12 protein-coding genes are annotated in these 12407 nt (G+C 70.1%); 9 read left to right on the top strand and 3 right to left on the bottom strand.

Translation table 11 applies throughout. The features are described 5' to 3' along the window. Positions 1 to 100 precede the first annotated feature (100 nt). Complete coding sequence (locus L3Q65_RS17195) at positions 101 to 607, top strand: GtrA family protein (protein WP_182895976.1); 507 nt, start codon at positions 101 to 103, stop codon at positions 605 to 607. Here the strand turns inward: L3Q65_RS17195 and L3Q65_RS17190 are convergent. Then, positions 537 to 2711, bottom strand: a complete 2175-nt coding sequence (locus tag L3Q65_RS17190) for a glycosyltransferase family 2 protein (RefSeq protein WP_237600239.1) — start codon at positions 2709 to 2711, stop codon at positions 537 to 539. The genes L3Q65_RS17195 and L3Q65_RS17190 overlap by 71 nt on opposite strands. Further along, positions 2708 to 3652: an NAD(P)-dependent oxidoreductase gene (locus L3Q65_RS17185; RefSeq protein ID WP_237600238.1), complete on the bottom strand. Its 945-nt coding sequence runs from the start codon at positions 3650 to 3652 to the stop codon at positions 2708 to 2710. Before L3Q65_RS17185 ends, L3Q65_RS17190 begins: the two co-directional genes overlap by 4 nt. Before the next feature lie 244 nt (positions 3653 to 3896). Here L3Q65_RS17185 and L3Q65_RS17180 point away from each other — a divergent pair, with 244 nt between their 5' ends. Genes L3Q65_RS17180 through L3Q65_RS17170 form a run of 3 tightly spaced genes read left to right on the top strand, consistent with a single transcriptional unit; the run spans position 3897 to position 6035 of the window. Next, complete coding sequence (locus L3Q65_RS17180) at positions 3897 to 4340, top strand: XRE family transcriptional regulator (protein ID WP_182895973.1); 444 nt, start codon at positions 3897 to 3899, stop codon at positions 4338 to 4340. Next, positions 4337 to 4945: a hypothetical protein gene (locus L3Q65_RS17175; protein WP_312872268.1), complete on the top strand. Its 609-nt coding sequence runs from the start codon at positions 4337 to 4339 to the stop codon at positions 4943 to 4945. Before L3Q65_RS17180 ends, L3Q65_RS17175 begins: the two co-directional genes overlap by 4 nt. 7 nt (positions 4946 to 4952) lie before the next feature. Beyond that, positions 4953 to 6035: a hypothetical protein gene (locus L3Q65_RS17170; protein ID WP_182895972.1), complete on the top strand. Its 1083-nt coding sequence runs from the start codon at positions 4953 to 4955 to the stop codon at positions 6033 to 6035. On the opposite strand, the gene L3Q65_RS17165 is transcribed toward L3Q65_RS17170, so the two are convergent. Continuing rightward, positions 5977 to 6498 carry a 2'-5' RNA ligase family protein gene (locus L3Q65_RS17165; protein ID WP_182895971.1) on the bottom strand — a complete coding sequence of 174 codons (522 nt, stop codon included), beginning with the start codon at positions 6496 to 6498 and terminating at the stop codon, positions 5977 to 5979. The two genes, L3Q65_RS17170 and L3Q65_RS17165, sit on opposite strands and share 59 nt — an antisense overlap. A 457-nt stretch (positions 6499 to 6955) precedes the next feature. Here L3Q65_RS17165 and L3Q65_RS17160 point away from each other — a divergent pair, with 457 nt between their 5' ends. From L3Q65_RS17160 to L3Q65_RS17140, 5 genes are all read left to right on the top strand, one after another. After that, entirely contained in the window at positions 6956 to 7756 is an 801-nt protein-coding gene (locus L3Q65_RS17160; protein ID WP_182895970.1) for an alpha/beta fold hydrolase, read from the top strand. Positions 7757 to 8638: 882 nt separating this feature from the next. Then, on the top strand, positions 8639 to 10165 hold the full coding sequence (locus tag L3Q65_RS17155; RefSeq protein WP_237600237.1) for a CehA/McbA family metallohydrolase: 1527 nt from the start codon (positions 8639 to 8641) through the stop codon (positions 10163 to 10165). Between the two features lie 94 nt (positions 10166 to 10259). Continuing rightward, positions 10260 to 11075, top strand: a complete 816-nt coding sequence (locus L3Q65_RS17150; protein WP_237600236.1) for a hypothetical protein — start codon at positions 10260 to 10262, stop codon at positions 11073 to 11075. An 83-nt stretch (positions 11076 to 11158) separates the two neighbouring features. Further along, on the top strand, positions 11159 to 11485 hold the full coding sequence (locus L3Q65_RS17145; RefSeq protein WP_237600235.1) for a hypothetical protein: 327 nt from the start codon (positions 11159 to 11161) through the stop codon (positions 11483 to 11485). Positions 11486 to 11742: 257 nt separating this feature from the next. After that, positions 11743 to 12402 carry a hypothetical protein gene (locus L3Q65_RS17140; protein WP_182895966.1) on the top strand — a complete coding sequence of 220 codons (660 nt, stop codon included), beginning with the start codon at positions 11743 to 11745 and terminating at the stop codon, positions 12400 to 12402. Positions 12403 to 12407 lie beyond the last annotated feature (5 nt).

Raw genomic sequence — 12407 nt, 5'->3', positions numbered from 1 at the left:
AATCGCCCGCCGCTGATGTTCGGCTGGCAGTCAGCTGTGAATCCGCTGTGGGCCGGGGGGTCGCGCGGCGGAGCCGGCGGCCCGAGGGGAGACTGGGACTATGACGACGGTAACCAACCCGGCGAACCCCCGCACGACGGAAGAATCGCCCAAGCCGCGCCGCCGCGGCCTGGCCAGGTTCGTCCGCGCGGCCGCCAGTTCGGTCGCCGCGACCCTGCTCAGCCAGGCCGCGCTGATCGCGGTGCTCGCCGCGGGCGGGGCTCCGTGGCTGGCCAGCGCGTGTGCGTTCGCGGCCGGGGCGGTGCTGAACTTCTTCCTCACCCGGCGCTGGGTGTGGGGCCGCCGCGGCCGTCCCGAACCGGTCCGCGAGCTGCTGCCCTACGTCCTCGTCATCTCGCTCGGCGGCCTCGCCTCGGTCGGCCTGACCACGCTCGCCGGGCACCTGCTCGCGCCGCTGCAGCTGCCGCATTTCTGGTGGGTCGTGCTGCTCGACGCGGCGTACGTGCTCAGCTACGCACTGGTGTTCGTCGCGAAGTTCACGATGCTCGACCGGTTCGTTTTCGACCGCGGCGCAGCACGTACCCGCGCCACCACGTCCCTGTCATGACCCGCGCGTAGTTCGCGCCGTACACGACGCTGCCGCCCTTCTTGCTTTTGCCCGCCTTGCGCAGCCGCATGCTCATCGGCCGTTCGAGCACGCGCGCGCCCTGCGCGGTCGCGCCCAGCAGCAGTTCCGACGACTGGTACTGCGGTTCGTTCAGCGGGATCGCGCACGCGAGTTCCGCGCGCAGCGAACGGAATCCGAACGACGTGTCGGTGATCCGCCGCCAGGTGAGCGCCGACGCGAGCCACGCGAACACGCGCACGCCGATCCAGCGCATCCGGCTGTCGGCCTCTTCGTGGCCCAAACGCCGGGAGCCCGTCACGAAATCTGCCGTGCCGTCCAGCAACGGCGCGAGGAGCTCGGCCATTTCGCTGTTGTCGTACTGACCGTCGCCGTCGGTGGTGACGATGTACTTCGCGCCGTTCTCGGCGGCGAGGTGATATCCGAGGCGCAGCGCGGCTCCCTGGCCGCGGTTGGTCGGCGCGACGCACACGTACGCGCCATGGTCTTCCGCGATGGCCGCAGTGTTGTCCGTACCGCCGTCTACGACCACCAGGACGTCCACCGGCAGCCCGAGACATTCGTCGGGCATCTTCTCCAGCACCTGGCCGATGCCGCCGGCTTCGTTGTACGCGGCGATCACCACGGTCAGCTCGGACAGCTTCGCGCCGGGATGCCGGTCGTGGAAGTCCTTGATCGCGCCTTCGTCGACAGTGTCCGGATAACTGGCGAGGCGACGTCGGCTGGCTACGGTGAGGGTGGTGAACCCGAGAGCACCGGCGACGGGCAGCAGCACGAGCGCGGGAAGCTGGTAGCGCCAGGAAAACTCGAACACCGCGGACCCGAACAGCAGGAACAATCCAGTGCCGGCGGCGAACAACGCGCCGCTGCGCGCCGGGTGACGGGGTTTCTTGCGCCGCAGCACGGTCAGCAGGCCGAGCAGCGCGAAGAACCCGAGCATCGCACCGGGCACGAACCCGCCGTTGATCTGGTAATCCCGCAGGAACGCCGCGATCGGCTCGTTGACCTTGGGATCTGTGCCGTCGTACTGCTGCGTGACCGCCTTGACCGCGGCGGGATCGGCGAACTCCGGGTAGCTCAGCTGGAACTGCCACCGGTCGATCGGCACGTCGGTGGGCGAGGTGTAGCGGGTGAACTGGAAGCTCTTCCCGAAGTCGCCGAGGATCGACGTCGCGACGTCCCGCCACTGCGCTTTCAGCGCGGTCATCGCGAATTCGTGCGCCAGTTCGCCCTTGTCCGCACCGGGCGGAAGCGGGCCGGGCCACGCTGGGTCGAGGTCGGCGTGCGTGTAGTTGTCGACCAGCCGGTTCTCGACCGGTTCAGTGGGGCAGAACTGCCGCACGACCGGGTCGAGCTGGAGTTTCGCGCAGTCCGCGACCGCGGCGGTGCGGCCGTAGAGCATGCTGCCGGACGGCCCGCTCAGGCCCCATTTTCCGGTCTCTGCCTTGACTTTCGCCGCGTATGGGACCACCACGACGAGGATCGCGAGCAGCCCGGCCCCGGCGTCGCGCCAGCCGCGCCACGAACGCCACGCGCTGCCCGCGGCGAGCACGTACAGCAGGAACGGAGCGGCGATCGTGACGCCGATCAGCCTTACCAGCACGCCGAACCCGACGACCAGCCCGGCCAGCGCGATCCGCCGCCAGTTCGGTTTCCCCTTGGCCAGCACCAGCCACAGCAGCCCGAACAGCAGCGCCTCGAACAGCACCTCGGCCATGATGTTCTGCTCGATCTGCACCTGGTAGGCGTCGAGCAGCAGCGGCGCGGCGGCCAGCGCGCTCACCCAGTTGCGCGCGCCGAGCCGCCGGGCCAGCGCGTAGATCCCGACCGCGATCGCCAGCCCGGCCAGGTGCTGAACGGCGGCGACGAACGACAGCCCGCCTGCCGCGAGCAGCGGCTTCAGCAGCAGGTCGTAGCCGACCGGGTTGATCCCGTCGGCGCGCAGGCCGTGCAGATTGTCCAGGTAGCGGAAGGAATCGATGTACAGCAGCGCGGGCCGGTAGGCGATCCAGGCCAGCACCCGCAGCGTGGTTCCCGCGGCGAGGAGCACCAGCAGGAACGCGTGGCGGCGGAGGAATCCGGTCACGGCGCCTCGGCCCGGTCCAGTCCGGAGAAGTACTTCCAGGCCGTGGCGAGGCCGTCGGCGAGAGTGATTTCCGGGCGGTAGCCGATGGTTTCCGCGCTCGCCGAGACGTCGACGACCACCGCGGGCATCTCCCCGGCGGGCGCGGGCACGTGCTCGATCGGCAACTCGGCCCCGGTCACCGAGCGCACGGTCTCGACCATTTCCAGCACTGACACCGAACGTCCGGCACCGACGATCGCACGCCCTGTGTAGCCGCTCTCGTACGCGAGCGCGATCGCGCGCACAACGTCGTCTACGTGGACGAGGTCGCGACGCTGCTCGCCGGTGCCGTACACCCGCACGCCTTCATTATTCAACGCCGCGCGCATCATGCGCGGCACGAAGCTGTCTTTGTGCGACATCCCCGGCCCGTACACGTTGGTGAAGCGCAACGCGCACGTCGTCATCCCGTACGCGCCGGCGTAGCCGGACAGCAGCATCTCGCAGGCCGCTTTCGTGGCACCGTATGGCGTAAGCGGCTTCGTGGGCAGGTCGACCGTGATGGTGTTAGTGCCGACGTCGCCGATCACTGCGTTCGTGGACGCGAGAATGAAGCGCGGCACCTCGCGTACGCGACACAGTTCGAGAAGTTCTTGTGTCACCGCAACGTTCTCCGCGTACGTGTCGCGCGGCAGCTCTACGGACTTCAGCACAGACGTCAGTGCGGCGAGGTGCACGATCCCGCCGACGCCTGCTTCGACAGCTGCTTCGCGGGTTTCGGCGGCACGCAGATCTCCGACGACGACGCGCACTCCCTCGTCCGTCGTCTCGTAGCGCACGCGGTCCACAACAGTGACCGGATAGCCGCGTTCACGGAACTCGCGGACGACAGCGCGGCCGATGAAACCGCTGCCGCCGGTGACGACGACGGGTGTCCTTTCCGGACTGTGGGGGAGTGTCATGGCGCACAACCTACCTCCGCAGTCTGTGCGCCACTTGTGCGTCCCTCGCCGGGACCGGCACGGACGGGCGCAGGCAGGCGCGGGACCGCGTGCGGGCACCCCCAGCGACCGCACGCGGATCCCGGTGTTTAGTTTTCTAAACGATGCGCGGGGCGAGTGTAGCCGGAACGGGACGGCTGGTGTCAAGTTTTCGGGACGGTTATGCTGGTCGCTGTTACGGAGACGGAACGGTGGTGGGGGCGGCATGGCCGAACAGGCGGAGGAGCGCAGCTTCGCGGAACGGCTGGCGCACCTGATCGCGACCGTGCATCCGCCGGACCGCAAGCCCTACTCGTACCGCGAAATCGCCCAGGGCGTCGCCGACGTGACCGGCGTCAGCATGTCGGCCACGCACGTGCAGCAGCTGGCGGTCGGGGCCCGGCGCGACCCGAAACGGTCGCACATCCAGGCGCTCGCGCGGTTCTTCGGCGTGCCGGTCACCTACTTCTTCGACGACGAGGTCGCCGGCCGGGTCGACGAGCAGGTCGCCGACGTCCTCGCCTGGCGCGACACCCAGGCCCGCGACCTGGCACAGCGCGCGATGCAGCTGTCCGAGCGCGACCGGCAGACCGTTTCCGCCCTGATGGACCAGCTCGGCAGCTACGCCGAGGGACGCGAGCGCACCCGGCGCGGACGCAAGCCCGAGTGATCCGGGCGGCTATGCTGGCGACGGCCGGAGCGCCGGGGTCTCCCCGGTGCACCAGGCTGGTCCAGCCGCCGATCGCCTCGGGAGGGGACATCGACCCGACCGTGCGAGCGCGCGCCCGCGACCGGGTGCGCGACCTGCTGCGGCACGTGCCCGCCCCGCGGCCGTGGTCGATGAACGCGTGGATCGACCGGCTGGAACGGCACCGCGGCCGCGACATCGACCTGGTCGCGGTCGACTACGCGCCCGGCCAGCCCTCCGGCGCGTGGCAGCGGCACGACGACTTCGACCTCGTCGCGTACGCGGCGGGCACGTCGTCGCTGCACCAGGACCACATCATCGCCCACGAAATCGCCCACCTGCTGTGCGACCACCGCGGCGAATGCGTGCTCACCGACGCCGAAGCGGCGAGGCTCGCGCCGGATCTCAGCGCGCACCTGCTGTCGCATCTGCTCACCCGCGTCACCACGAATTCCGACGAGTACGAAGCGGAGCTCATTGCCGTGTTCCTGATGAGCGCCGCCACTGAGGACGGGGCCCGGTTGCGGCCAGGCGCTTCCGGGCCGGCCGCGGATCGTGCGCGGCGCTTCGCGTCGCTGCTCGGGTAGCGCGCGGATGATCGACGTTCTGTTCTTCGGGGTCGGCCTGCTCGCTCTCGCGGTCGGCATCTGGCGCGCGGTGCGGGCGCGGCGGACCGGTGCGGGCGCGGGGCTCGCGACCAGCCTGATCGCCCTCGGCGTCGCGTTGTGCTTGCTCGCCGACAGTGCCCAGGCGATCGAGAGCCAGCTGTACCCGAGCCTTGGGCGGCTGTTGTCGAACCTCGCGACGATGGTGGCCGCGTACGGCATCGAAGTGACTGTCGCGGAGATCGGTGGCGTGGCAGAGCGTCGACGGCGCGCGCGGCGCGGGGCGTTGATTATCGCGCTTGTCGTGCTCACCGCGTCGTTCTTCGCGACACGCGGGCTGCCGACGGGCGTCGGGCTCTTCGACGAGCTTTACCGTTCGAATCCGACGCTGGTCGTGTACATCGCCGTCTACACGCTGTACCTGGGTTTGGCGGTCGCGGACATCGCCGTGGTGTCGGCCGGGGCGGTGCGCGCGGGCACCGGTGCGCTGCGGGCTGGGCTGGGCATCATGCTGCTGGCCTGTGTGTTCGCTTTCGCTTACCTGGTCGGCAAGATCGTCGACCTGATCGGCGATCTGACCGCGGAGCATCCGGTCACGAAGCTGTGCCGCGGCGCGTTCTCGACGGTTGGATGCACGCTCGCGGTCGGCTTTCCGGCGGTTTCGGTGCTCCTCATCGTGGTGGGGCTGACGGTGCCTGCGTTGCCCGCGCTGGGGCGGGCGGTGCGCGACGCGCGGACGCGGACGGTGCTTCGGCCGCTGCGGGAGCACCTGGCTTCTCGGTACCCGGACGTCGTCCGGCTTGACGACGCGTCGGGGACCGGCCGGGAGCGGTTGTTGACGATGATGAGCGAGATCAACGACGGGTTGCTGCTGTCCGGGGTCGGGCCTGAGTTGTCGCCGAGCGCGGCTGTGCAGGTGTTGCGCAGTTCGGAGCCGGTGCTGGACGAGCCCGCGGAACCGCCGGTGCTGTCCCAGGAGACGGCTTTCGCGGCGGATGTGGCTCGGTTGCGGGCTATCGCGCAGGAGTTCCGAGCGGAGCCGACAGCCGGAGCTGCCAACCCTGCTCCGTGAGCACGACGAGGTGCAGCGTGTCCGCCTGGGCAGTGATCGGCAGGGCTGCTCGCGCGCGTTCGGCGACCTCGGCGCGCTGATCGTCGGTGCCGCCGAGGGCGATCGTCAGGTGTGCTGGCGGGTGCGCCCCGAAGCGTCCGCCGTACGGGGGCACGTCGGGCCAGTGATCGCATACGGCGTCGGCGAGGGGCTGCAGCGCCGGGGCGGCCGCCGCGACGAACCCGGGTGCGGTGACCAGGTCGGCGAGCTGCACTTCCGGCGCGGGGACGCTGGCGGCGAGCCGGCTGATATCGGCTTCGGTTTGCTCGGTGAGCCGGTCGGCGGGCAGGAACGGGTACAGCGCCGTGACGTGCGGCGGAAGGCCGGGACGGACGAGTCCGGGGTCGACGGCCGCGGCGGTTTCGAGCAGGACGGCGGCGGAGGGGAGCGTGACGACGAGCGCGCTGGTTCCGGGCGTGGGCACGCTCCCGATCCTGCCGGACCGCCCGCGGCGGCGCACCGCAAGGGCCCGCTCTCTCCGGAAAGGAAAGGCAACCCTTTCTTTTCTGCTTCTTCCGGGGAATTCCGCTTGACCGAACCCTAAGTCTTCCCCAAGTCCGCCGACGGCGATTCCCGGCGGTCCTACACTCGGTGGATGAAGATCGTCCTATGGACCGCATTGTGCGGATTGTGCGCCGTCACCGGCCACGTGCTCCTGGGCGTCGTGGCAGGTTTCCTTCTGCTGGCTTGTATTCCGCGCCGTCCCGCTCCGGGGCGGCCGGCACCCGAAAGAGAATTGATCAGCTCCCGCGGCTGACTTTCCGGGGAATTCTCCCGGAATTGCCGCCCGGCGGCCGGCGCTGCCTCCTCCCGGCCGCCGGACTCCCGGAAATTGTCGGTGCCCCGCGGTACAACGGTGGCCGGCGAACAGGGAGGAAACGATGCATTACGTCGAACACGGTTCCGGCACGCCGGTGCTGGCCGTGCACGGCTGGATGCCGGACCACCGCCTGATGACCGGCTGTCTCGAGCCGGTCTTCGCGCGGCGGCCCGGATTCCGGCGGATTTACCCGGACCTGCCCGGGATGGGCGAGTCGCCCGCCGGATCCGCGCGCGGGTCGGACGACCTGGTCGCGGGGCTGGAAGACCTGGTGGACGACCTGATCGGGGACGAGCCGTTCCTGCTGGTCGGCGAGTCGTACGGCGGTTATCTGGCGCGCGGGCTCACCCGGGCGCGGCCCGCGCAGGTCGCCGGGCTGGCGCTGGTGTGCCCGGTCGGCCGCCCGGTGCCGGTGCTGGAGCGGGACGTGCCGGAGCACGAGGTGCTGCGCGCCGACCCGGAACTGCTGGCGGGTCTCGACCCGGCGGAGGCGGCGGAGTACGGGGAGATGGCCGTGGTCCAGTCCGAGGAGACGCTGGCCCGTTTCCGCGCGGACGTCGCGCCCGGCCTGGCGGCCGCCGACCGGGCCGCGCTGCAGCGGATGCTGGCAGGCTGGACGCTGTCGACCGATCCGGAAAGCGGCCCGGCGTACCGGAAACCGACGCTGATCGTGTGCGGCAGGCAGGACGCTTCCACGGGATTCGCGGAGCTGTACGGGTTGCTGGGGCACTATCCGCGGGCGAGCTACGCGGTGCTCGACCGGGCGGGGCACAACCTGCAGTTCGAGCAGCCGGTGCTGTTCGAGGCGCTGATGGAGGAATGGCTGGACCGGGTCGTGGAGGGGAGTGGTGCGGTGGAGTGAGGGGCGCGCGGGGTGTTCGCGGCGGGATGGCGGGCGCCCGGCTGGCTCGTGTGCGGCGGGTGGTGCCGCTTCGTGCGATGCGCGGTTTGGTGAGGTGCTGGGTCGGTGCCAGGCGAGCCGACGTGCGTGACTCGTCGTGCGACGGGTGCTGAGGTGCGGTTTGGCTCTTGCCTGCGCGGCAGGTAGTTCCGCGGTGCGCGGTTTGGCGAGGCGTTGGGCGAGGTGAGCCGCCGTGCGTGGTTCGCTGCGTGGTGGTGGGCGGGTGCTCGGTTGTTCCGTGCGGCGGCCTGCGCCGCGATGCACCGTCGGGCGAGCTGCCGTGCTTGGTTCGCCGTGCCATGGCGGCTGCCTGGTTGTTCCGTGTGGGGCAGGTGGTCCTGCGTCGCGCGATGCGCCGGTTGACGAGGCGTTGGGTCGGTGCTGGGCGAGGCCAGTCAACGTGCGTGGTTCGCTGTGCGGCGGTGGGTGCCTGGTTGCTCCGTGTGGGGCAGGCGGTTCCGCACCGTGCGATACGCGGTTCGATGGGTGCCAGGTCGGTGCTGGGCAAGGCGAGCTGCCGTGCGTGGTTCGCCGTGCGACAGCAGTCGGCTGCTCAGCTGTCCATGTGCGGCATCAGGTCCTGTGCCGCGCGACGCACGGGCTGATGCGGCATTGGGACGGTGTCGGGCGAGGGCGAACTGCCCAGCACGGTTCGCTGTGCGGGCAACAGGCACCGCTCAGCGATTCCTCGTGCGGCAAGCAGTCCCGGCCGTCGTGCGTCGGTTGTCTGGCGCGGCGGTCGAGGCAGCCGAGGCGAGTCGCCGAGTGTTCACCGCAGCGTCGTTGTAGGGGGTGGCCCCGGGGGTTAGCGTCGGCGCGACTTCATTGCTGCGGAGGTAAGCCATGTCCACTGGGGAACTCAACCGGCGCAACCTGTTCCGGGCCGGAGGCGTCGTCGCGGCGGGCGCGGCGATGAGCATGGTGCCGGGCGTGTCGTTCGCGGTGCCCGCGCCCGGCGCCGGGCAGCAGACGAAGACCGTCACCGGCACCTTCCGCCCGGACGTGCCCGACTGGTACTACCTCCCGGTCGACGTGCCGCGCGGCGTGAAGCAGATCGACGTCGTCTACTCCTACGACAAGCCGTCGGTGCCCGCGGGAACGCGCGGAAACGCCTGCGACATCGGGATGTTCGGCCCGGAGGGGCACGAACTGGGCACCCGGCGCGGCTTCCGGGGCTGGTCCGGCGGCTTCCGCGACCGGTTCTCGATCAGCGCTGCCGAGGCGACTCCCGGGTACCTCGCCGGGCCGGTCACGCCCGGCCGCTGGCACGTGATCCTCGGTCCGTACACGGTCGCGCCGCAGGGGCTGAACTACCGCGTCGACGTGACGCTGACGTTCGGCCGCGACACCTCGAAGCCGTTCCAGCCGAACCCGGCGCCGGAGACCGCGCCCGCGCGCGACCGCGGCCGGTCCTGGTATCGCGGCGACTCCCACCTGCACACCGTCCACTCCGACGGCAAGCGCACGCCCGAGCAGCTGGTCGCGGACGCGCGGGCGGCCGGTCTGGACTTCATCGTGTCGACCGACCACAACACGTCCAGTTCGCAGCTGGTGTGGGGCGACTACGCCACCGACGACCTGCTGATCCTGAACGGCGAGGAGGTCACCACGCGGTCCGGGCACTGGCCCGCGATCGGGGTCCCGGCGGGCACGTGGATCGACTGGCGCTACCGCGCTGCCGACCCGCGCGACTTCCGGCGGTTCACCGACCAGGTCCACCGGGCGGGCGGCCTGGTCACCGCCGCGCATCCGTTCGCGAACTGCTTCGGCTGCACGTACGAATTCGCGTACGAGATCGCCGACCTCGTCGAGGTCTGGAACGGGCCGTGGACCCCGGAGGACGAAGCGAGCGTCACGCACTGGGACGGCCTGCTGCGCGGCGGCCGGTGGATCCCGGCGATCGGCGATTCCGACGCGCACAACCCGGACCACACCGTGGCGCTTCCCCACACGGTCGTCCAGGCGGACCGGCTGGGCCGAGCCGAACTGCTCGCCGGGCTCAAGGCAGGCCGGTCGTGGCTCGCCGAATCGAAGGACGTGCAGCTCGGCTTCTCCGTCTCCGGGGCGGGCCGCACCGCGGGCATCGGCGGACGGCTCGTCGCGGGCATCGGCACGCCGGTCGAGGTGCGCGCGGTCGTTCGCGGAGTTCCCGGCACGACTGTGACCTTCCTCGACCAGCTTGGTCCGGAGCACAGCGAGACTGTCCCGGAGTCCGGCGCCGCGACCGTCACGTGGACGACGTATCCGCGCTACAGCCGCTGGGTCCGCGTCGAGGTGCGGCGTCCGTCGGGCGGTCCGAAGACGACGACGCCGAACGCGATGGTCGCCATGTCGAACCCGATCTTCCTGGGTGCCGCCGACGCGGGCTGACCCGACCCGAGCGTCCCGCGACCGGAACGTCCGGGCAGACTGTGCACCTGAAGCGGGCAGTGGGGAAGGGCGGGCACGGGTGCGCGGGTGTGGCGTGCGAGCGGCGATCCTGGCGGTCGTCGTGGCGCTCGCGGCGGTGGTCGTCGTGGTGGTCATGTTTTCGAGCAGTGACGAGGTGAAGACCCCCGGCTGCACTGTCGCGTTGCCGAAGGGGCCGAACGACGCCTCCGCGCCGCAGTACACGCTTCAACCGGAGCCCATGAACAACGCCGCGATCATCGCCGCCGTCGGGATCAAGCAGGGGCTGCCCTCGCACGCGGTCACGGTCGCCCTCGCGACCGCCCTGCAAGAGTCGAAACTCCGCAACCTGAGCGGCGGCGACCGGGATTCGATCGGCCTGTTCCAGCAGCGCCCGAGCCAAGGCTGGGGCACTCCCGACCAGCTCCAGGACCCGGTCTACTCGGCGACGGAGTTCTACAAGAAGCTCGCGAAACTCGACAACTGGCAGACGATTCCGATCACCGAGGCCGCGCAGGCTGTGCAGCGCTCCGGCGCGCCCGACGCGTACGCGCAGTGGGAAGAGGAAGCCACCGCGCTGACCGGGGCGCTGACGGGCACCTACCCCGCGGCGTTGACCTGCCGGAACCTGACCCTGAACCCGCCCGCGAACCTGGTGACAGTCGCGAACGCAGAACTCGGCACGGCGCGTTTGAGCGGCGCCCACCCGGCCGCGGCGGGCTGGCGGATCGCTAGCTGGCTCGTGGCGCGCGCGGCGAAGCTGGGGGTGGACCGGGTGAGTTTCGCCGGTCAGACGTGGACCGCGGAGTCCGGTGCGTGGGCTGCGGACGAGAAGGCGGGACAGAATCTCTCGCTGCATCAAGCACCGGTTGCGCCGCCTAGCTCCAGCTGAATTCGCGGGTCCGGCGTCCCGTTCGGGAAACCTGCGCAGTGCACGCGCGAACGCACTGGTCTCCATCGGTGAGGGATGCGCGGTTGCGGCACAACGGCGCCCGTCGCCTGCTGCCCAAAGCGCTGTTGCCGCCGTTCGCGAGCGCATCCCGCGTTGCCTCGTTTCCGCGCGAAATCGATGCCGCTTTCGACGGATTCGACGAAGCGGCCACCGTGTCGCGGGACTTGCCGAAGCCGCGCGCTAGTGAAGCTGTTCCGCGCGTCGCGTCCGAAGCCGCCGACGCGGGCGGCGCCGGCGATTCAGCACTCGCGGTCCGATCGCGCCGCCATGCTGGTCGAATCCGCGTCTCCGATTCTTTTTCCGGCTGGATTCGCCGGACGGGCGCCCGCGTCGCGGCGATTTCTTCATAATGGAAGAATCAAGGCCGAACCATGCCGGATAATCATCCGTTGACAGTCGAGATTCTCCTGCCCTAGGGTCGATACTGCTTGATATGGGGACGGGTGCCGCGGAAAGATCCCGGCGAGGGTTCGCGTTTAGTTTTGCTGTGCCGGCAGCTGCTGTTCGGTATCGTCGCCGACGAGTTGGTTTCCGTGCGCCCACCCGTCTCCTGGGTTATGCGGAGAAATTATGCTGGAAAATACATAAAGGAAAGGTGTGCCGAAAAATGACCAAGAACCGTAAACCGAGGAGGATTTCGGCTCGGCTGGCCGTGCTCGCCGGGGCGTCGCTCGCTGTGGTGCTGGGCGTTCTCGGCGGGGCCTCCGCGGCGGGCGCCGCGGAGGCCCCGGGCGCGCAGGGGGAGACGCGGCTCGGGATGCACGCGGTGGACTTCGACGCGGCGGTCGCCAAGGCGCACGGCTACCGGATCGTCACTTATGCCAACGGCGACCGGCAGTCGGTTCCGATCGACCCCCGGTCGAACCTGCCCAAGAGCGTCATCGTGCACCCGCAGCCGGCAGCCCCGTCCGGCGGGAGCGCGAGACCCGCGGCCGCCAACACGGACTACGCCGAGGTGTGGGGCAACTGCGGCCGCTCCTGGATTCGCGTCAGCCAGACCGGAACCAACCAGGTCGCGGTCGCCAGCGGGTTCAGCAACACGCCCGCGAAAGCCTTCTTCTGGTCCTGGGACGTCTCGCTCAGCGACCGGAACGGAACGTCCCACCAGACCTACAGCGGAGCGATTTTCGACGACAAGGCGGCGCGTATCTGGACCGGTTTGAACCAGTTCGGCTACACCTTCGACCGCGTGCACAACGGCGGCGCGACGCTGATCGACGGCACTATTTGCCACTCCGGACATCCCAGTGTCTCGATCTACCTCTGAATTCT

The sequence above is a fragment of the Amycolatopsis sp. FU40 genome (assembly GCF_021903635.1).
In the GTDB taxonomy this organism is placed as follows: domain Bacteria; phylum Actinomycetota; class Actinomycetes; order Mycobacteriales; family Pseudonocardiaceae; genus Amycolatopsis; species Amycolatopsis dendrobii.
This window is presented reverse-complemented; position numbering and strand designations above follow the sequence as displayed.

Coding starts and splice junctions, on each gene's coding strand:
- L3Q65_RS17195 (WP_182895976.1), top strand. CDS start 101: ATGACGACGGTAACCAACCCGGCGAACCCCCGCACGACGGAAGAATCG.
- L3Q65_RS17185 (WP_237600238.1), bottom strand. CDS start 3,652: ATGACACTCCCCCACAGTCCGGAAAGGACACCCGTCGTCGTCACCGGC.
- L3Q65_RS17180 (WP_182895973.1), top strand. CDS start 3,897: ATGGCCGAACAGGCGGAGGAGCGCAGCTTCGCGGAACGGCTGGCGCAC.
- L3Q65_RS17170 (WP_182895972.1), top strand. CDS start 4,953: ATGATCGACGTTCTGTTCTTCGGGGTCGGCCTGCTCGCTCTCGCGGTC.
- L3Q65_RS17160 (WP_182895970.1), top strand. CDS start 6,956: ATGCATTACGTCGAACACGGTTCCGGCACGCCGGTGCTGGCCGTGCAC.
- L3Q65_RS17155 (WP_237600237.1), top strand. CDS start 8,639: ATGTCCACTGGGGAACTCAACCGGCGCAACCTGTTCCGGGCCGGAGGC.
- L3Q65_RS17140 (WP_182895966.1), top strand. CDS start 11,743: ATGACCAAGAACCGTAAACCGAGGAGGATTTCGGCTCGGCTGGCCGTG.